We start from the raw sequence: 18,901 nt of genomic DNA, 5'->3' as shown, positions 1-18,901 counted from the left end.
GAGGCGTGAACGTGGTCTGAAAGTCGTAATGTCTGCCCGATTTCGGGCAGAAACTTTGGCTTCGGCGGGGAGCCCGACCTAGGCTCCTCATTCGTGCCGAGCTCATCCCACCCTCACGAAGACCTCCTCGCCCACCTCACCCGGACCAGCCCGCTCGGGCCCCGGGAGGCGGCGCGGGTCGTGGCGGAGGTGCTGGCGTACTTCTCCGAGAGCACCGAGGAGTACGTGCGCCGCCGCCACACCGAGCTCCAGGCACGCGGTCTGACCAACGAGCGGATCTTCGCCCGGCTCGCCGAGGAGCTGCCGCAGCGCCGGGTCTCGGCGCCGGAGCTGTCGGCCCGCCAGCTGCGGCGGATCGTCTACGGCTGAGCCGTCCGATCCGGCCGATCCGCCGTTCCTTCCGACCGGACCGCCGTTCCCGACCTTCCGAAGACTTCGAAGAGGAGACCACGCATGTGCGGAATCGTGGCCTACATCGGCCCCAAGGACGCGACCCCCTTCCTGCTGGAGGGGCTGGCGCGGCTGGAGTACCGCGGCTACGACTCGGCCGGTGTCGCCGTCACCGGGCGCAGCGGCGGGATCAAGCTCCGCAAGGTGAAGGGCCGGGTCGCCGACCTGGCCGCCGCCGTGCCGGCCCGGTTCAAGGGCACCACCGGCATCGGCCACACCCGCTGGGCCACCCACGGCGTCCCCAGCGACGCCAACGCCCACCCCCACCTGGACAACGCCGAGCGGATCGCCGTCGTCCACAACGGCATCATCGAGAACGCCGACGAGCTGCGCGCCAAGCTCACCGCCGACGGCGCCGTGTTCCACTCCGAGACCGACACCGAGGTGCTCGCCCACCTGATCGCGGCGAACGTCGCCGAGGGCGTGGAGCTGGAGGACGCGGTGCGCGCCGCGCTGAGCCGGGTGGTCGGCACCTACGGCATCGCGGTGCTCGACGCCGAGCGGCCGGACCGCATCGTCGTCGCCCGCAACGGCAGCCCGATCGTGCTGGGCATCGGCGAGAAGGAGATGTTCGCCGCCTCGGACGTCTCCGCGCTGGTCCGCTACACCCGCCAGGTCGTCCACCTGGAGGACGGCGAGCTCGCCACCGTCCGGGCCGACGGCTTCCGCACCTTCACCGCGGACGCCCGCACCACGCACCGCCAGCCGTCCACCGTGGACTGGGAGGTCGACTCCTACGACACCGGCGGCTTCGAGCACTTCCTGCTCAAGGAGATCCACGAGCAGCCCGGCTCGGTCGAGCGCACCCTGAGCGGCCGCCTCGACGAGCGCTTCGCGACCGCCCACCTCGGCGGCCTCAACCTGGACGCCCGGGAGCTGCGCGAGATCCGCCGGGTGAAGATCCTCGGCTGCGGATCGGCCTACTACGCGGGCGAGATGGGCGCGCAGCTGATCGAGGAGCTGGCCCGCATCCCCGCGCACAGCGAGCCGGCCTCGGAGTTCCGCTACCGCAACCCGGTGATCGAGGCGGACACCCTGTACGTCGCGGTCAGCCAGTCCGGTGAGACCTACGACACGCTGGCCGCCGTCCAGGAGATCAAGCGCAAGGGCGGCCGGGTGCTCGGCGTCGTCAACACCGTGGGCAGCGCTATCGCCCGAGAGTGTGATGGTGGTATCTACCTGCACGCCGGTCCCGAGGTCTCCGTCGCCTCGACCAAGGCCTTCACCTCCACCGTGGTCGCCTTCGCGCTGCTCGCCCTGCACTTCGGGCGCATCCACGACCTGTCGCCCGCCGACGGGCGCCGGATCGTCTCGGCGCTCCAGGCGCTGCCCGACCAGATCCGCGAGGTGCTGGAGCAGAGCGAGGCGATCGCCGGACTCGCCGCCGAGTACGCCGAGTCGACGGGCATGATGTTCATCGGCCGGGTGCGCGGCTTCCCGGTGGCCCGCGAGGGCGCGCAGAAGCTCAAGGAGATCTCCTACGTGCACGCCGAGGCCTACCCGGCGAGTGAGCTCAAGCACGGCCCGCTGGCGCTGATCAGCCCCGAACTGCCCACCGTGGCACTGGTTCCGGACGACGAGCTGCTGGACAAGAACCTGACCACGTTGGGCGAGATCAAGGCCCGCTCCGGGCGGGTCATCGCGGTCGCCCACCGGCGGCCCGAGGAGAAGCTCGCGGACCACTGCATCCTGGTGCCCAAGAGCGAGCCCGAGCTGGACCCGCTGCTGCTCAACATCCCGCTCCAGCTGCTGGCCTACCACGCCGCCGTCTCCCTCGGCCGCGACGTGGACAAGCCGCGCAACCTGGCGAAGAGCGTGACGGTGGAGTAGCCCTCCCCGATGGCGGTCGGCCGCCCTTCGAACCACCGGGTCCCGGTCGCTGTGCGGACGGCCGGGGCCCGGTTCCCCACCGGGGATCAGAACACCGAGCAGCCGGAGAGGGTGGTCAGGGTGTCCAGGGCGGCGACCGCGGCGACGGAGTTGCCGGCCTGGTCCAGGCGCGGGCCCCAGGCGCAGACGGCCGCGCGGCCGGGGAGTATGGCGAGGACGCCGCCGCCGACGCCGCTCTTGCCGGGCAGGCCCACGCGGAAGGCGAACTCGCCGGCGGCGTCATAGGTGCCGCAGGTGAGCAGGACGGCGTTGATCCGCTTGGCCTCGCTGCGGGACATCAGCCGGGTGCCGTCGGCGCGCACGCCGTAGCGGGCGAGGAAGGAACCGGCCAGGACGAGGTCGCGGCAGCTGGTGGCGACCGCGCAGTGGGCGTAGTAGTGCTCCAGGACGGTCTCGACCGGGTTCTCCAGATTGCCGTGACTGGCGATGAAGTGGGCCAGCGCGGCGTTGCGGTGGCCGTGTTCGGCCTCCGAGGCGGCGACCACCGGGTCCGTGTCGAGCAGCGGGTTGCCGGACTCGCGGCGCAGGAACTCCCGTACCGCGCCCGAGGCGTCGCCGGTCATGGTCTGGAGGCGGTCGGTGACCACCAGGGCGCCCGCGTTGATGAACGGGTTGCGCGGGATGCCGTGCTCGGTCTCCAGCTGCACCAGGGAGTTGAACGGGTTGCCGGACGGCTCGCGGCCGACGCCCCGCCAGAGCGTGTCGCCGCCGTAGGCCACCGCGAGGGCGAGCGTGAACAGCTTGGAGACGCTCTGCACGGAGAATGGCCGCTCCCAGTCCCCGACGCCGTGCAGCTCCCCGTCGACGGTGGCCACGGCCATGCCGAAGGCCTCCGGGTCGGCGCTGGCGAGGGCCGGGATGTAGTCGGCGACCCGGCCCCGGCCCGTGGTCGCGCGGGCGGCCGCCTCGGCGGCCTCCAGCAGCACCGGCCAGTCCAGGATCTCCCCGCCGGGCACACCGTTCAACGCTTCTCCTCCACCGGCACCGACTGGAACACGACCGGGACCGGGCGCGCGGTGCGGTGCGTCCGGTCCGACCAGGATTATCCGTCTTTCGGCAGGCGGCCCGGCACGGGGGGCGGGTGTCGGCAGGTCAGGGCGCGTTGCTCGGGGCCTGGACGGGCGGGAGGGCGGTGGTGGCCGGATGGCCGCCGGGCGGACGCCAGTCGGACGGGAGGCCCGGGCGGTTCCCGGAACCGCTCGATGGTGTCACCCGGGCGGCGTGTCCCTGGGCGCCGCCGTCGGATTCGGGTGTGGTGGGGGCAGGTCGATCCGTCCGGGTCGACCTCGTTCCGTCTGACCTGCCATCGGAGGCGCCGCCATGTCCACCACCGCTGTTTTCGCCGTCGACGGCATGAGCTGCGGCCACTGCGAGAAGACGGTCAGCGCCGGACTCGCCGTCCTGCCGGGTGTCACCGACGTCAGCGCCGACGCACCGAGCGGGCGGGTCACCGTGGCCTCCGCGCAGCCGCTGGACGAGGCCCTGGTCCGCGACGTGGTCGACGGCGCAGGGTTCACCTTCGTCGGGCGGGCCTGAGGGCGGTTCCGGGGCGCTTCCGGGGCAGGTCCGTGGGTCCCGGGGCCCGGCGGCGGCTGCCGACGGACCCCGGCCGGTCCGGGACCGGCTCAGCCCATGCACTTCGCGCCGTCCAGCGACTCGCGGATGATGTCGGCGTGGCCGGCGTGCTGGGCGGTCTCGTTGGCGATGTGCAGCAGCACCCGGCGGGCCGACCACTCGGCGTCCGGCTCGAACCAGGGGGCCTTCGGCAGCGGCTGGGTGGCGTCCAGGTCGGGGAGGCCGGCCACCAGCTCGTCGGTGCGGCGGGCGACCTCGGCGTACGCCGCGAGGACACCGGCCAGCGTCTCGCCGGGCAGCATGCGGAACTCGTCCGCGCGGCGAGCGAAGTCCTCCTCGGTCCAACTGGTGAAGTCGGGCATCGCGGACGGCCCCTGCACGATGAACTCCGCCCAGAGCCGCTCGACGCTGGTCACGTGCTTGATCAGGCCGCCCAGGCACAGCTCGCTCGCACAGGTCCGCAGGCCGACCTGCTCGTCGGTGAGGTCGCGGGTGGTGAATCGCAGGAAGTGCCGCTGCTTCTCCAGGGCCCCCAGGAGGTCGGCGCGCTCGCCGGTGAGGGTCCGGGGGGTGGCGGCGGGGGTGGTGGACGTGGTCATCGTGACGGCCTTTCGCTCGGGTCCTGCACGGTTCCTGCTCGGGACTTGCTCGGGTCTTGCTGTGGTTTTGCTCTGGTTCTGCGGGTCTTGTGGGTCCTGCTCGGGTCCTGCTCCCTCGGACAAGAACAACGCTACGGACCATTGCGGCCACTTCCTGTCCTGAATCCCGGGAGAATCGGGGCATGGCCAACACGAGCACCCGGACGCTGCGACTGCTCTCCCTGCTCCAGACCCACCGGTACTGGCCGGGCGAGGAACTGGCCGACCGGCTCGGCGTCTCCGTCCGCACCCTGCGCCGCGACATCGACCGGCTGCGCGAACTCGGCTACCCCGTCGAGGCGCAGCGCGGCGTCGACGGCGGCTACCAGCTGGCGGCGGGCGCGGCGCTGCCGCCGCTGGTGATCGACGACGAGGAGGCGGTGGCCCTCGCGGTGGGCCTGCAGGCGGCGGCCGAGAGCCCGGTGGAGGGAATCGCCGAGGCCTCGGTGCGGGTGCTGGCGAAGGTGGTCCAGGTGATGCCGGTCCGGCTGCGCCGACGGGTGGAGGCACTGCGCGCGGTGACCGTCCCGGTGGACTGGGGGACCGGGGCGGGCGCGGGGGTCGACCCGGACGTCCTGACCGTGGTGGCGCTCGCCTGCCGGGACGGCGAACGGGTGCGGTTCTCCTACACGGCCGCCGACGGGCGCGGCACGGAGCGGCACGTCGAACCGCACCGGCTGGTCTGCCTGAACCGCCGCTGGTACCTGGTGGCGTACGACCTCGACCGGGCCGACTGGCGCAGCTTCCGCATCGACCGCCTCACCGCCCCGTCCGGCAGCGGCGCCCGCTTCGCCCCGCGCGCCCTCCCGGCCGCCGACGCGGCGGAGTTCGTCCGCGCGGGCCTCCAGGGCATGCCCCGGCCGCACCTCGTGGAGGCCCTCGTCGAGGCGCCGGCCGACCACGTCCGCGCCCGCGTCGGCCGCTGGGCCACCGTGGAACCCGTCACCCCCGACCGCTGCCGCCTGCGGATGACGGCCGACTCCCTCGACTGGCCCGCCATGGCCCTGGGCTCCCTCGGCGCCGAGTTCCACGTACTCGCCCCACCCGCCCTGCGGAGCCTGCTCGCCGACTGGAGCACCCGCTTCGCCCGCGCGGCGGGGGAGGGAGAAGTCGGCGAGGCCGACTTCTGATGCCGTGCCGGCTGGGGGGGGGGAGTCAGGGGGCGATGGCTTCGAGGGTGGTGCGGAGGTGGGTGAGGACGGCGGGAAGGGTGGGGAGCGGGGGTGTGGCGAGGGCGAGGCGGAGGGCGTTGGGATGGTGGGGGGTGGTGGCGAAGGCGTCGGCGGTGGAGATCAGGATGCCCTCGGCGGCCAGGGCGGCGGCCGCGTGGTCCGGGCGCTGGTGGGGTTCGAGGGTGAGCCAGACGATGTACGAGGTGGGGTGGGCGGTGGTCGGCAGGCCGGCCAGGGCGGTGCGGGCGATGGACTGGCGGGCGGCGGCGTCCGTACGGCGTTCCCGTTCCAGCCGGGCGACCGTGCCGTCGGTGAGCCAGCCGGTGGCGAGGGCGGTGATCAGCCCGGGGGCGCCCCAGGCCGCCGTGCGCAGGTTGGTGGTGGCGGCCCGGACCAGGTGGGTGGGCAGGACGGCGAAGCCGAACCGCAGACCGGGTGCCACGCTCTTGGAGAGGCCTGCGAGGTAGCAGGTGCGCTCGGGAGCGAGGGTGTGCAGGGGCGGGGGCGGTGCGGCCTCCAGGAAGGCGTAGGTGCCGTCCTCGACGAGGGTAAAGCCGTGGTCGGCGGCGAGCCGGACGAGGCGCTCGCGCTGCGCCGCGTCGAGCACCCAGCCGAGCGGGTTGTGGACGGTGGGCTGGGTGTACACCGCCCGCACCGGCCGGGTGCGGCAGAGCCGGTCGAGCGCGTCGAGGTCCGGGCCCGCGGCGGTGGCCGGTACGGGGGCGAGGTCCAGTCCGTGGGCGGTGGCGAGCAGCTTGATGCCCGGGTAGCCGAGCGCGTCCACGGCGAGGACGTCCCCGGGGCGGGTGAGCGTGCGCAGGACGCAGTCCAGGGCCTGCTGCGCGCCGCTGGTGAGCAGGACGTTCTCGGGCGGAGTGTCGATCCCGCGGTCCAGCAGGTGGGTGGCGACCGCGGCCCGGTCGTGCCGGTGGCCGCCCGGCGGGTGCTGGCGCAGCAGGGCTTCGGCGTCGCCCGAGGAGGCGAGCGCGCGCAGGGCCTGCCGGAGCTGGTCGCCCTGCCCGGGGGCGAGCGGCTGGTTGAAGGAGAGGTCGGCCACCCGGGGCACCGGGAGCGCTCGTGAGGGTTCGGGGCCGTCGTAGCCGGACCGCAGCCGGACGAAGGTGCCGCGCCCCTGCTCGCCCACCACCAGTCCGGCGGCGGCCAGTTCGGCGTAGACCCGGGTGGCGGTGGCGAGGGCGATCCGCCGTTCGCGGGCGAGGGCGCGGTGGGTCGGCAGCCGGGTGCCGGCCGGGAGCGCGCCGGAGCGGATGGCGGCCGCGTACTCGTCGACGACGGCCTTGTAGGTGGGCGGCCGCACGGGGCACCTGCCGTTCCTCGGGGTGGAGTTCCCGGAGTGGAGTTCTCGGAGCGGGATTCCTGGGGGCGGAGGCCCGCCCCGGGCGTGCGGGCGGGTACCGGAGTGTATCCAGGACAATAAGTGGATTGTCCTGGGCGGGTGTTCCTAGCCTCGTCCCATCCAGCAGCGAGGCCAGGAACGGAGCACACGGCCATGACCATCCGCAGCGAGCGGGACCGGCACGTCGTCACCCTCACCATCGACCGGGAGAAGAAGCTCAACGCCCTCGACTACCCGACGATCGACGCGCTGCTCGCCGAGCTCGACCTGATCGACGCCGACGACACCGTCCGCGCCGTGATCCTCACCGGCGCCGGCGAGCGGGCGTTCAGCGCGGGCGCCGACATCCCGTCGCTGGCGGCCAGCATCGCGGGCGGGCCGGAGCGGGCGCTGCGCGAGTTCGTCCGGCGCGGGCACACCCTCACCCGGCGGATCGAGGAGTTCCCCAAGCCGGTCATCGTGGCCGTCAACGGCCTGGCCTACGGGGGCGGTTGCGAGATCACCGAGGCCGCCCCGCTGGCCGTCGCGGCCGAGCACGCGACCTTCGCCAAGCCCGAGATCTCGCTCGGCTTCCCGCCGCCCTTCGGCGGCTCGCAGCGGCTGCCGCGGCACGTCGGCCGCAAGCACGGTCTGGAGCTGATCCTCACCGGCGACCCGATCCCGGCCACCCGGGCCGCCGAGCTCGGCCTGGTCAACTCAGTCGCCCCGGCGGACGAACTGCTGGACACCGCCCGCGACTTGGCCGATCGGATCATCCGTCACGCGCCGACCGCCGTGGCCGCCTGCCTGCGGGCCGTAACCCGGGGCATCAACCTGCCGATCGACGAGGGGCTGGCGGTCGAGGCGGCGGCCTTCGCGGCGACCGTGCCGACGGACGGCGTGCGGGACGGGATCCGGCGCTTCCTGGATCGTTAGTCCGCCGGGGGCGGTGTGTGAGGCGCGGTCTGCCGGTCTGTCGGTGTGTGGTGTGCGGGGTGTGGGGGCGCGCGGGGTGCGGGCCCGGGAAAGCCGTTGCCCGCGGGGGCCGCGGGGGTGATCATGGCGGGATGTCGGATCTGCTTGCGCGCGTGACCACCTTCCGCTCCGCATTCGCCCGCCGCCAGGCGGCTGAACTCCTCGAACGTCCCGAGTTCCCAGGGGTGTTCGCCGTACGAGACGCCGAGTTCGCCCGCTCGGAGGAGCACAACCAGCTGATCGTCGAGGGGCCGGGCACCGATCCGGCGATGCTGCCCGAGCTCGCCGCCCGATGGCTGGGGCGGCGTGGCCGGTACCGCATCACGGTGCTGGACCCGGCCTCGGGAGAGCGGGCCGCCCCGGTGCTGACGGCGGCGGGGTACGAGCGGGAGAGCGTGGTGATCCTGGCTCGGCCGACGGGCGGCTGCCTGCGGCCCGAACCGGCCGCAATCCCCGTGGAGTTGGCCGAGATGCGGGAGGCGGTGCTGCGCCAGCAGCGGGAGTGGACCGAGGACGAGGAACTCGGCCGGCAGCTCACCGACCGCCGTGCCGCCCGGCTGCGCGGCGCCGCGGGGGTGCACTTCCTGGCCGCCCGGACGCCGGTCGGCGAGATCGCGGCCTGGAGCGACCTCTACCTCGAACCGTCCCTCGAGCTGGCCCAGCTGGAGGACCTGGTGACCGCCTCACGGCATCGGGGTGCGGGGCACGGCGACACTCTGCTCGCCACCGGCCTGGCACTGGCGGCCGAAGCCGGCGTCCCGCAGCTGTTCCTGCTCGCGGACGCGGTGGACTGGCCGCGCGAGTGGTACGCCCGCCGGGGCTTCGCGCAGATCGGGCGCAGCCACTCCTTCCACAGCCGCTGACGACGACTATGCGACAGCGGCACGGCGTGTGGACGCCGGTCGGCCGCTTCCTGTCGGCCGGGGACCGGACGGCCCCGGAGGGCGAGGGGTGACGGCGGTCGGCCGCGCCGCGGTCAGCCCGCCTCCGGGCCTCCGGGCCGCGGAGCGTCGCGGCCGCAGTGGGTGGCGACGGTGTCGGCGAAGGCGCGTGCGAGCGGGCCGAGGTTCTCCCAGTCGCGGACGGCCCAACCGGCCGTGAGGGCGGGCAGGTCGGGCAGTGGAAGCAGCCGCAGGCCCGGGTGGCCGGGGCCCTGCCACTGCGGGAGGGCCGGGACGACGGCGTGGCCGAGGCCGAGTTCGGCGAGCAGGATCGCGGTGTCCCAGTCGGCGACGCTGGTGTCGAAGACCGGCCGGATACCCGACTTCCCCAGCCAGGCCTCGACCTGGGAGCGGGAGACGGAGTTCTGCGGCAGCCCGATCAGCCGGGCGTCCTGGAGGTCGGCGGGCGAGATCCGGGCCCGGGCGGCGAGCGGGTCGCCCGCCGCGACCGCGAGCACCCAGGGCAGCTCGACCACCGGCCGCCGGTCGACGCCCCGGGCCGGGGCGCCGAGGGTGATCCAGGCGAGGTCGACCCGCCCGGCGTTGAGCGACTCCAGGCAGCTACGGCTGGACACCTCGGTCTGGAACTCCAGGCTGACCTGGGGGAAGCGCCGCCGGAAGTCCACCACGGCCGCGGACATGAAGTGCCGGATGCTGGTGGCGCCGGTGGTGATCCGTACGGATCCGCCCTCGCCGCGGGCGAGTTCGGCGATCCGGTGCAGCGCGTGGTCGATGCTGCCGAGGCCGGCGGCGACCGCCGTGCGCAGCAGGCTCCCCGCAGTGGTGGGGACGACCCCGCGCGGGTGGCGCTCGATCAGGGCGAGGCCGACCTCCCGCTCCAGCCGCCTGACGTGCTGGCTGACGGCGGACTGGGTGCAGTTCAGCTCGCGGGCCACGGCGCTGAGCGAACCGGCCCGGCAGACCGCGGCGAAGACACGGAGGTCGTCAATGGTCACGGAGGTCCAAGGTATCGCTTGGGGGTGTCCCAGTAAATCGGCGGATTGACTTGGATGTTCCGCCGGATCGATCATCGAACCAGGGCCCAGGGCGGCAACCCGCCCGCTGTCCTCACCGGCGTCCGGACGTCGGCGAGGACAGCGGGCGGGTGTCGACCCGCATCGATGCGCAAGAGCGGTGACGTAGGAAGGCAGAGGGGGGACGGGAATGCGGTACGCCGAAGGTCCGGGTACGCACTGCGAGGTGTTCGCCGCGGCGCCGGTGGAGCGGGTGTGGGAGCTGGTGACGGACATCGGCCTGCCCGCCCGGCTCAGTCCGGAGCTCCGGCGGGTCGCCTGGCTGGACGGCGCGGACGGCCCCGCGGTGGGCGCCCGCTTCGAGGGGCACAACAGCCGTGCGGGCATGCCCGACTGGCGGACGGTCTCCGAGATCACCGAGCTGACCGAGACCACCGAGCTGACCGGGGCGACGGCACCGGCCGGGCCGGGCGGCCGGCGCGTCTTCGCCTGGGGCGTGATGGACGCGGACGGCCGCTACGGCGAGCCGGTGTCCGACCTCCTCGGGGCGCTGGCCCGGTGGCGCTTCGAGCTGACCCCCGAGGACGGCGGCACCCGGCTGCGCCAGTCGGTGGTGATCGGTCCGGGCCGCAGCGGCCCCAGCCTGTTCATCGACGCCACGCCGGAGCTGGAGGAGAAGATCGTCGACTTCCGGCTGAACGAGCTGCGCACCGGCATGGCGGCCACCCTCGACGGCATCAAGTCGCTGGCCGAGCAGGGGGATCGGGTCTTGCCCGAGCGTTGATCCCGGTCCCTCGGGCGGGGGCGGGCTGGGTGCCCGTCCGGCCCGCCCGCCGACTCGGGGGAGTCACCCGGGGCCGGTTCCACGGTTCCTGGTCGGGGTCTTCACCTTTGCGGTTCCGCGGTTCCGCGGTTCCGCGGTTCCGTGGTTCCGTGGTCCGTCGGGCCTGGATGGGCTTCAGCCGGTAGTGCCCGTGCCGTCATTGTGGGCGGTCTCCGCCGTGCGCAGCGCCGCGGCGATGGTGCGGAAGCCACGGCGCTCGGCGTGGGCGCGCGCGGTGACGCCGTCGGTGTCGGGCAGAAGCGGATCGGCGCCGTGGGCGAGCAGGACCTCGACGATCTCCTGGTGTGCCGGGCCGCCGTCGCCGAGGAGGACGGCTTCGAGCAGGGCCGTCCAGCCGAGGTCGTTGAGGTGGTCGACGTCGACGGCGGTTTCGGCGAGGACCGTGCGGACGTAGGCGGCGTGGCCGCGTTCGGCGGCGGGGATCACCGACACCCCGCCGTAGCGGTTGCGGCGGGTGAGGTCCGGGCCGCCGGGCAGCAGGGCGCGCAGCATCGGGACGCTGCCGGTGACGCCGGTGACCAGCCAGGGGGTGTTCAGCCGGGGATCCTGCGCGTTGACGTCCGCTCCGGCCTCGACCAGCAGCCGGGCGACGGCGACCCGGCCGTCGGCGTTCGGCAGGAGAGTGGAGAACAGGCACCGGCGCGAGGCCGGTCGTGGCCGTGCGGCCGGTCGCGGCCGTGCGGCCAAGTGGCCGTGTGGCCGTCATTGCCGCGCGGCCGTCACCAGGACACGGGGTAGCGGACCGGGTGCCCGCCGATCCGGCAGGGCAGCAGGCCGATGAGCACCAGCAGTCCGGTGGCCAGCACGAGCAACGGGAGGAAGGGCACGGGGTGCGGTGCCTGCAGGATGACGCGCGGCACCGCGCCGTGCGGGCCCACGTGGACGTCGCGCCCGCGTACGGACTGGCCGGGGTGACCGGCCTCGCCGAGGCACGCGAACGGCTGCCCGGAGTGCTGGACGTCCAGCTGGTGGCCTTCCCCCAGCACGGCGTCCGGCGGATGCCCGGCGCGGGCGCGCTGCTCGCCGAAGCGGCGGCGAGCGGCCTGATCGACGCCATCGGCGGGATCGACCCGGCGGGCTTCGACGGCCTCCCGGCCGAGGGTTCCGACGGCGAGGGGCCCGCCCAGCTGGAGCTGCTGTTCGGACTCGCCGAACAGCACGGACTGCGCCTGGACATCCACCTGCACGACCGGGGCGAGCGCGGCCTCGGCCCGCTGCGCGAGATCGCCGCGCGGACCAGGGCGGCCGGACTGGCCGGACGGGTGGTCGTCAGCCACGCCTTCTGCGTCCCCGAACTGACCGGCGCGCCGCTCGCCGACCTCGCCGCCGAGCTGGCCGAGTCCGGAGTCGGCCTCACCACCGTGGCGCCCTCCGCCCACCAGGTGCTGCCGTTCCGCGAGCTGCGGGCGCACGGGGTGCGGGTCGGCCTCGGCTCGGACGGCGTGCGCGACTCGTGGAGCCCGTACGGCAACGCCGACCTCCTGCACCGCGCCCACCTGCTCGGCTGGACCACCGACGCCCGCACCGACGAGCAGCTGGCCGACTGCTTCGCGCTGGCGGCCGACGGCGGCGCCGAACTGCTGGACCTGCCGGCCGCCACCCTGAAGCCGGGCTCGCCCGCCGACTTCATGCTGGTGACGGGCGAGTGCCTGCCGCAGGTGGTGGTCGACCTGCCGGCGCGCGAACTGGTGGTCCGCGCGGGCCGGGTGGTGGCCCGGGACGGTCGGTTCACGGGCTGACAGGCGCGCGCGGACCGGCCGGGCGGGTCTCGTGCCCGTCCGCCCGTCGGCCCGTCCGCTTGTGGGCCCGTACCGATCATGGTGACCGGGAGATAGCCGGAGGCCACGCCGGGCCCCCACCCGTGCGCCCGGACGGCGAGCGCGGCGAGGGCGACCGGGACGGCCGGCAACAGGGTGCGGGGCCGGACCGTCACCGGCGTGGTGACGGCCGCGCGCGTCCTGCGGGTTGGCGAGGGCAGCGGGGGCCGTTGGGGACGGTCGGGAGTCTGCGCTGGGGCCGGCGGGATTGCCACGGGATGGCCGGTTCGGGAGAGCGGGCGGGACCACGCGGCCAAAGGAAGGGGCAAGGAGAGTCAATCCCCTTGCCACTATCAAGCTATAGCGTGACCCGGGGCTTGCGGCAAGGCCCCCGATCTGTCGCAGAATCCCGTTCGTAAGGCCATGACCTGCGGGAACGGGAGTCGTGAAATGCGTGTGTTGATGACGACGTGGGGATCGCGCGGGGACGTCGAGCCGCTGGCCGGGCTGGCGGCGGCGCTGCGGGGGCTCGGTGCGGAGGTGCGGGTGTGTGCGCCGCCGGACGAGGATTTCGTGGCGGTACTGGCGCGGGCCGGGGTGCCGTTGGTGCCGCTCGGCCCGACGGTGCGGTCGGTGGTCGCAGGTCCGAAGCCGCCGACGGCGGAGGACGCGTTCCGGCTTGCCCGCGAGCTGGTCGCCGCGCGGTTCGAGACGCTGACCGCCGCTGCCGAGGGCTGTGACGTGCTGCTGGCGACCGGGCTGATGCCAGCCGGGGCGCGGGACGTCGCCGAGAAGCTGGGCCTCCACTACGTGCTGGCCTGTTTCCACATCTTCGGGCTGCCCTCGAGGCACTTCCGGCCCGGGCAGCGGCCGGGAACGCCGTCCCCGGAGGACGAGACCGACTACCGGAAGCTGTGGGAGCAGGACGCCCAGCGGGTGAACGCGCTGTACGGGGAGGCGCTCAACAGCCACCGGGCGGCGATCGGACTGCCGTCGGTGGAGAACGTCCGCGACCACGTCTTCACCGAGCGGCCATGGCTGGCGGCGGACCCGACGCTGTGCCCGTCCGAGGGCATGACGGAACTCGACGTGGTGCCGACCGGGGCGTGGATCCTGCCCGACGACCGCCCGCTCCCGGCCGACCTGGAGGCGTTCCTGGACGCCGGTGAACCGCCCGTGTACGTCGGCTTCGGCAGCATGGCCGCGCACGCCCCGGAGGGCATCGCGCGGGTGGCCGTCGAAGCGGCCCGCGCGCAGGGCCGCCGGTTGCTCCTCGCTCGTGGCTGGGCCGGGCTCGCCCCGATCGACGGCCGGGAGGACTGCCACGTCGTCGGCGAGGTGAACCAGCAGGCTCTGTTCCGCCGGGTGGCCGCCGTCGTCCACCACGGCGGCGCGGGCACCACGACGACCGCGGCCGTGGCGGGGGTGCCCCAGGTGGTCGTCCCCCGGATCGCGGACCAGCCCTACTGGGCCGCCCGAGTGGCGGAGTTGGGCATCGGTGCGGCGCACCTCGACCGCACGCCGACCGTCGACTCGCTCTCCGCCGCGCTCACCAGGGCCCTGGCGCCGGAGACCAGGACACGGGCGGAGGCCGTGGCCGGCAGCATCCGCACCGACGGGGCGATGGTCGCCGCGAAGATGCTGTTCGAAGCGGTGGGACAGGAGGCGCCGGCCGTGTCCGGGTGAACGGCGGCTCGGGCCGGGCGAGTTCGGCTTTGACTCAGTCCCCTTCCAATCGATCGGGGGTGGTTGTCGGCCCGCGTACGGATGGTTCCGGCAGTGATCCGGCGACCGGAGTCCGGCTGTCGGCCGGGTCGGTTAGGGTGCCCACCGGCGCGCCCGGTCACCGCAGGCCGCGCGCGAGGGGAGGGCGGCATGAGCGACGGCACGCACGGGGGAGCGGGGCAGGACGGCGACGGCATCCAGTGGCTCGCGGAGATCGGCGGGCCCGGCACCGGGCGATGCCCGACGGGCGGCGCCGACACGGACGGTGAGCTCGGCGGCGTCGTCTTCGCTCGGGGGATCACGCCCGAGGAGCTCGCCCGCCGGATGGGCGCCGACCCGGCCACCGCGACCGAGCCGATCAGCGACGCCCAGATCCGGGACCTGGACATCGAGGTCTACCGCCCCGGTGACGACGGCGACGGCGTGATCCGCGTCGGCAGGTGCGCAGGCTGGTCGTTCGCGATCGAGTACGGCGACTCCACCGGCGGTGAGCTGATCACCGAGATAGCGCGTGACGGAGCCGAGGTGGTGCACTTCCGCCCGATGCCGGAGCAGCGGCCGGCCCTGCTCGACTACGCCCGCGACGGCGCCGTGCTGTGCGGCTTCGGCCTCGGCGAGGAGCGTTGGCGCTGGGGCCAGGAGCCGGACCTGCTGGTGCCGGACCTCGTCGCCGCCAGAGTCCTGGAGGCCGACGGCGTGACCTCCTGTGACCCCGGGCGGGAGGCCGACGGCGCCGCCCGGCGACGTGCCCTCGGCGCCGTCGAACGGCGCTTCGGGCTGAGTCTGCCCCGCGCGGCCCTCGGGGGGCTGCGCCTGCCGGCGTACGCGGTGCGGGGAACCCCGGGCATGGCGCTGCGCTGAGGAGGCACGTCGGCTGTCTCCGAAGCCTGCGGAGCCGAGGCCTGCGGAGCCGAAGTCCGCGGAGCCGAGGCCTGCGCCGAGGGCGAAGCGGAGGCGGACGCAGAAGACGGCGGACAGGAAGAGCAACAGGAACAGGGCGGTCACGGCAGGGCTCCTTCCCGGGCCCCACCGGCGGGGCCCCGATGCCCGTCATCCTTGCGTGCTGCCGGCCCGTCGCGCATGTGCCGATCGGGAGGTTCCCGAGGCGTAACCCCTGGTCTCCCCCTGCCGATCGGCAGGGGGAGACCAGGGGGTGAGGGAGGCAGGCGTCCCGCAGCCGGGCCGCGCAGACCGGTCCCTCACCCGTTCGGCCGGTGGCAGCCGGTTCGGCGCGCGCCCCCGTCCGTGGGCCTCCGCACGGTACCGGCGGGCTCCAGCCCCTAGGGTCTGCGGTGCGTCGACGAACCGACCGCCGGGCGTACGCCGTCCCGCCGAGCGCACGGGCGTCCGGCAGGCCCAAAGGCCCGCCAGCTCACAGGCCCGCAGGCCCAAGGGCCCGGGCCGCGCCGGGGCGCCCGGCCGACCGAGAGGTGGACCCACCCCATGCACACCGTCGTCCGCGGCGCCGGAGCGCTCGGCCTCACCGTCCTGCTGCTCACCGCCGCCACCGGCTGCCAGGCCGACGGGCCCTCCGCCGCCGAGCCCGCACCGATCTCGCCGGCCACCGGCACCTCCGAGGTCGCCACCGCCCTGGCCACCCGGAGCCTGGACTGGCACGCCTGCACCGCCCCCACCACCGCCCAGGGCGCCGGCACCGCGCCCGCGGCCGACTGGCAGTGCGCCACCCTCAAGGTCCCACTGGACTACGGCAAACCGGACGGCGCGACGATCGACCTCGCCCTGATCCGCACGCCCGCCAAGGACGAGCAGCACCGGATCGGCTCGCTGCTGTTCAACTTCGGCGGCCCCGGCGCCTCCGGCGTGGTCGTCCTGCACGCCCTCGCCGCGACCTACGCCTCCCTCAACACCCGCTACGACCTGGTGAGTTTCGACCCGCGCGGAGTCGGTGCCAGCGCCCCGGTGACCTGCCTGGACGACCGGGCGATGGACGCCGCCACCGCCTCCGACGGCACCCCCGAAACCCCCGACGAGGTGAAGGCCCTGGACGCCACCAACGCCGGGTTCGTCGCCGCCTGCGAGCACAACTCCGGCGCGGTGCTGCCGTACGTGGACACCGGGAGCGCCGCACGCGACATGGACCTGATGCGCCAGGCACTGGGTGACCAGAAGCTGTCCTACTTCGGCTTCAGCTACGGCACCCAGCTCGGCGGCGTCTACGCCCACCTGTTCCCGCAGCACGTCGGGCGGATGGTGCTGGACTCGGTGGTCGACCCCACCCAGGACCCGCAGCAGGCCGCGCTCGGCCAGGCCCAGGGCTTTCAACTCGCCCTCGGCGACTTCATGAAGGCCTGCGCGGCCCAGGCCGGTGCCGCCTGCCCGACGGGCGCGGGCGGCGACGAGGGGACGGCGAAGGTCGCCGCACTGCTGCAGCGGCTGGACCAGTCGCCGCTGCCCACCAAGCAGGGGCGGAAGCTCACCGAGAGCCTGGCGGTCACCGGCATCGCGGGTGGCCTGTACAGCCAGGCGACCTGGCCCGCGCTGGTCGGCGGGCTCACCGAGGCGATGGAACAGGGGACCGGTGACACCTTGCTCCAGCTCGCCGACGCGCTGAACGGGCGCGACCCGCAGGGGCACTACAACAACCTGAACGCCGCGAACCGGGCGATCAGCTGCGTGGACGCCCGGCAGCGCTACTCGGACCAGGACGTGCAGCAGCAGCTGCCGCAGTTCCGCGCCGCCTCCCCGGTGTTCGGAACCTTCACCGCCTGGGGCCTGACCGGCTGCACCGGCTGGCCCGTCCCCGGCAAGACCGCCCATCCGGAGGTCTCCGCGCCGGGCGCCGCCCCGATCCTGGTGGTCGGCACCACCGGAGACCCGGCCACCCCGGTGGAGGGCGCCCGGGCGATGGCGCGGCAGCTCGGCGCGGGGGTCGGCGTCAGCGTCACCCTGCAGGGCGAGGGGCACGGCGGCTACAACACCGGCAACGCGTGCCTGAAGCAGACCGTGGACGCCTACCTGCTGGACGGCACGGTGCCGGCGGACGGGACGACGTGTGCCTGAGCGGGGTGGTCGGGCGTGAGCTCGGGTCCGAGAGTGGCCCATCACAGCAGCTGTCGATTGGCCCTGGAGGGTGGGCCATTCGGCCGCTAGCCTCTTCGACGTGACGAACGACGTGACGAACGATGTGACGAACAGCGTGCTCGACCAGCACCCCGCCCAGCACGCCATCCAGCCCCTCGACAACGGCCACGGGCCCGACAGCGACACCGTCAAGGTCGACTTCTACTTCGATCCCGTCTGCCCGTTCGCCTGGATCACCTCGCGGTGGATCCTGGAGGTCGAGCGGCAGCGTGAACTCGACCTGAACTTCCGGGTGATGAGCCTGTCCGTCCTCAACGAGGGCCGCACCGACCTGCCCGAGCGCTACCAGCGCCTGATGACCACCGGCTGGGGCCCCGTACGCGTCTGCATCGCCGCCGCCGAGCAGTACGGCCCGCAGGTGCTGCGCGAGTTGTACACCGAGCTCGGCACCCGGCTGCACGACCAGGACCGGCCCGCCGACGACACCGTCATCCGGGAGGCGCTGGCGGCGGCGGGCCTGCCGGAGGAGCTGGCCGAGGCGGCGAACAGCACCGATCACGACGAGGCCCTGCGCAAGAGCCACCACGAGGGCATGGACCCGGTCGGCGAGGAGGTCGGCACGCCGACCATCCACGTGGACGGCGTGGCCTTCTTCGGCCCGGTGCTGAGCGCCATCCCGCGCGGCGAGGACGCCGTACGGGTCTTCGAGGGTGTGCGGCTGCTGGCCGGCTACCCGAAGTTCTTCGAACTCAAGCGGACCCGGACGGGCGGCCTCGACTTCTCCTGATCCGACCAGGACTGACCCGGCCAGGCCAGGCCAGGCCAGGCCAGGCCAGGCCCGACCTGACCAGGCCCGACGAGGCCAGAGGCCAGGCCAGACCGTCCCCGCCCGTCAGTCCCGGCGGCGCTGCTTGATCCTGATCGGCCCCGACCGTGGGTGGCCGATCAGGACCAGCGTCGGGGCGCCGGGCTCCGCCGACTCGGCGGCCTTGTTGACGATGTTCCCGGTGTTGGTGCTCGACGGATCGATCCGTACGCCCCAGCCGCGCGGGACGATCAGTCGCACGTGGCCCATGCCGGTCGACGCCTCCACCGTGACCTCCCGGTGGGGGCAGACGGCCTCGGTGAAGTCGATCGTGAGCAGCGACATCCTGGTCTCCGCGACGATCCGGCGGGGCACCGACCACCGGCCGGCCTGCACCATGTTGTTCATCCGGGGCCGGAGTACGAGGGCCTCCTCCGCGGACTCCGCGCCGGGCCCGACCCGCCCGCCGAGGTCCGCCACCAGGACGTCGAGTTGGCGGTAGGTCCGCGCGGCGTAGGTCAGGTCGAGCCGCTCCTCCAACTCCGCGAGGTCGATGCGGCCTTCGCCGGCGGCGACCCGCAGCTGCTCGGCCACCGCCTCCCGGTCGCTGTCCCCGGCCCGGGGTTCCATGGCGGCCTCGGGCGTCGTGCGTACGGCGGGCAGTTCCTCGTTGACCATGTGGCTACTCTAGGTCACGAATCGCCCTCGCGGGCCGCTCGATCGCCAACTCCCCGTGCCCGGCTGTGCCGTGAGCGTGGCCGACGCCGTGGCTGGCGC

17 protein-coding genes and 1 pseudogene are annotated in these 18,901 nt (G+C 74.1%); 12 read left to right on the top strand and 6 right to left on the bottom strand.

Annotation, left to right across the window (positions count from 1 at the left end):
• Positions 1-93: 93 nt before the first annotated feature.
• Entirely contained in the window at positions 94-369 is a 276-nt protein-coding gene (locus ACWDBB_RS00415) for a hypothetical protein (protein WP_359817625.1), read from the top strand.
• Between the two features lie 84 nt (positions 370-453).
• A complete protein-coding gene (gene glmS, locus ACWDBB_RS00410) occupies positions 454-2,280 on the top strand; it encodes a glutamine--fructose-6-phosphate transaminase (isomerizing) (RefSeq protein WP_449787491.1) in 1,827 nt (608 codons plus the stop codon).
• Positions 2,281-2,366: 86 nt separating this feature from the next.
• On the opposite strand, the gene ACWDBB_RS00405 is transcribed toward glmS, so the two are convergent.
• Entirely contained in the window at positions 2,367-3,278 is a 912-nt protein-coding gene (locus tag ACWDBB_RS00405; protein WP_449787760.1) for a glutaminase, read from the bottom strand.
• A gap of 382 nt (positions 3,279-3,660) precedes the next feature.
• Here ACWDBB_RS00405 and ACWDBB_RS00400 point away from each other — a divergent pair, with 382 nt between their 5' ends.
• A complete protein-coding gene (locus ACWDBB_RS00400; RefSeq protein WP_449787490.1) occupies positions 3,661-3,876 on the top strand; it encodes a heavy-metal-associated domain-containing protein in 216 nt (71 codons plus the stop codon).
• 89 nt (positions 3,877-3,965) lie between these two features.
• Here the strand turns inward: ACWDBB_RS00400 and ACWDBB_RS00395 are convergent, their stop codons facing one another.
• Entirely contained in the window at positions 3,966-4,514 is a 549-nt protein-coding gene (locus ACWDBB_RS00395) for a DinB family protein (protein ID WP_449787489.1), read from the bottom strand.
• Positions 4,515-4,696: 182 nt separating this feature from the next.
• On the opposite strand from ACWDBB_RS00395, the gene ACWDBB_RS00390 reads away from it, so the two are divergent.
• Entirely contained in the window at positions 4,697-5,683 is a 987-nt protein-coding gene (locus ACWDBB_RS00390; RefSeq protein WP_449787488.1) for a helix-turn-helix transcriptional regulator, read from the top strand.
• Positions 5,684-5,708: 25 nt separating this feature from the next.
• Here ACWDBB_RS00390 and ACWDBB_RS00385 read toward each other — a convergent pair whose 3' ends face one another.
• Positions 5,709-7,043: an aminotransferase-like domain-containing protein gene (locus ACWDBB_RS00385; protein WP_449787487.1), complete on the bottom strand. Its 1,335-nt coding sequence runs from the start codon at positions 7,041-7,043 to the stop codon at positions 5,709-5,711.
• Between the two features lie 192 nt (positions 7,044-7,235).
• Between ACWDBB_RS00385 and ACWDBB_RS00380 the strand changes: the two genes are divergently transcribed.
• Complete coding sequence (locus ACWDBB_RS00380) at positions 7,236-7,997, top strand: crotonase/enoyl-CoA hydratase family protein (protein ID WP_449787486.1); 762 nt, start codon at positions 7,236-7,238, stop codon at positions 7,995-7,997.
• A gap of 131 nt (positions 7,998-8,128) precedes the next feature.
• Positions 8,129-8,899 carry a GNAT family N-acetyltransferase gene (locus ACWDBB_RS00375; RefSeq protein ID WP_449787485.1) on the top strand — a complete coding sequence of 257 codons (771 nt, stop codon included), beginning with the start codon at positions 8,129-8,131 and terminating at the stop codon, positions 8,897-8,899.
• A 113-nt stretch (positions 8,900-9,012) separates the two neighbouring features.
• Here ACWDBB_RS00375 and ACWDBB_RS00370 read toward each other — a convergent pair whose 3' ends face one another.
• On the bottom strand, positions 9,013-9,933 hold the full coding sequence (locus tag ACWDBB_RS00370; RefSeq protein WP_449787484.1) for a LysR family transcriptional regulator: 921 nt from the start codon (positions 9,931-9,933) through the stop codon (positions 9,013-9,015).
• Between the two features lie 208 nt (positions 9,934-10,141).
• Here ACWDBB_RS00370 and ACWDBB_RS00365 point away from each other — a divergent pair, with 208 nt between their 5' ends.
• Positions 10,142-10,735 carry an SRPBCC family protein gene (locus tag ACWDBB_RS00365; RefSeq protein ID WP_449787483.1) on the top strand — a complete coding sequence of 198 codons (594 nt, stop codon included), beginning with the start codon at positions 10,142-10,144 and terminating at the stop codon, positions 10,733-10,735.
• Positions 10,736-10,909: 174 nt separating this feature from the next.
• Here the strand turns inward: ACWDBB_RS00365 and ACWDBB_RS00360 are convergent, their stop codons facing one another.
• The gene (locus ACWDBB_RS00360; RefSeq protein ID WP_449787759.1) at positions 10,910-11,428 is read right to left on the bottom strand and encodes an ankyrin repeat domain-containing protein; all 519 of its coding nucleotides are present in this window, start codon (positions 11,426-11,428) and stop codon (positions 10,910-10,912) included.
• A 227-nt stretch (positions 11,429-11,655) separates the two neighbouring features.
• Between ACWDBB_RS00360 and ACWDBB_RS00355 the strand changes: the two are divergent.
• The 5 genes and pseudogenes from ACWDBB_RS00355 to ACWDBB_RS00335 all read left to right on the top strand — a co-directional run.
• Positions 11,656-12,534 (top strand): annotated as a pseudogene (locus tag ACWDBB_RS00355) (amidohydrolase family protein); the annotation flags it as partial.
• Positions 12,535-13,002: 468 nt separating this feature from the next.
• Positions 13,003-14,238 (top strand): glycosyltransferase, encoded by a 1,236-nt coding sequence (locus ACWDBB_RS00350; RefSeq protein WP_449787482.1) that lies wholly within the window; start codon positions 13,003-13,005, stop codon positions 14,236-14,238.
• 189 nt (positions 14,239-14,427) lie between these two features.
• Positions 14,428-15,138 (top strand): DUF6461 domain-containing protein, encoded by a 711-nt coding sequence (locus ACWDBB_RS00345; RefSeq protein WP_449787481.1) that lies wholly within the window; start codon positions 14,428-14,430, stop codon positions 15,136-15,138.
• Positions 15,139-15,720: 582 nt separating this feature from the next.
• Positions 15,721-17,298: an alpha/beta hydrolase gene (locus ACWDBB_RS00340; protein WP_449787480.1), complete on the top strand. Its 1,578-nt coding sequence runs from the start codon at positions 15,721-15,723 to the stop codon at positions 17,296-17,298.
• 166 nt (positions 17,299-17,464) lie between these two features.
• Positions 17,465-18,106 (top strand): mycothiol-dependent nitroreductase Rv2466c family protein, encoded by a 642-nt coding sequence (locus ACWDBB_RS00335; RefSeq protein WP_449787758.1) that lies wholly within the window; start codon positions 17,465-17,467, stop codon positions 18,104-18,106.
• 105 nt (positions 18,107-18,211) lie between these two features.
• Here the strand turns inward: ACWDBB_RS00335 and ACWDBB_RS00330 are convergent, their stop codons facing one another.
• Positions 18,212-18,802, bottom strand: a complete 591-nt coding sequence (locus tag ACWDBB_RS00330) for a DUF1707 SHOCT-like domain-containing protein (protein ID WP_449787479.1) — start codon at positions 18,800-18,802, stop codon at positions 18,212-18,214.
• Between the last annotated feature and the right edge of the window lie 99 nt (positions 18,803-18,901).

Source organism: Kitasatospora sp. NPDC001095 (assembly GCF_053598615.1).
The sequence above is the reverse complement of the archived record's forward strand: the minus strand, read 5'-3'. Positions and strand labels throughout refer to the sequence as shown.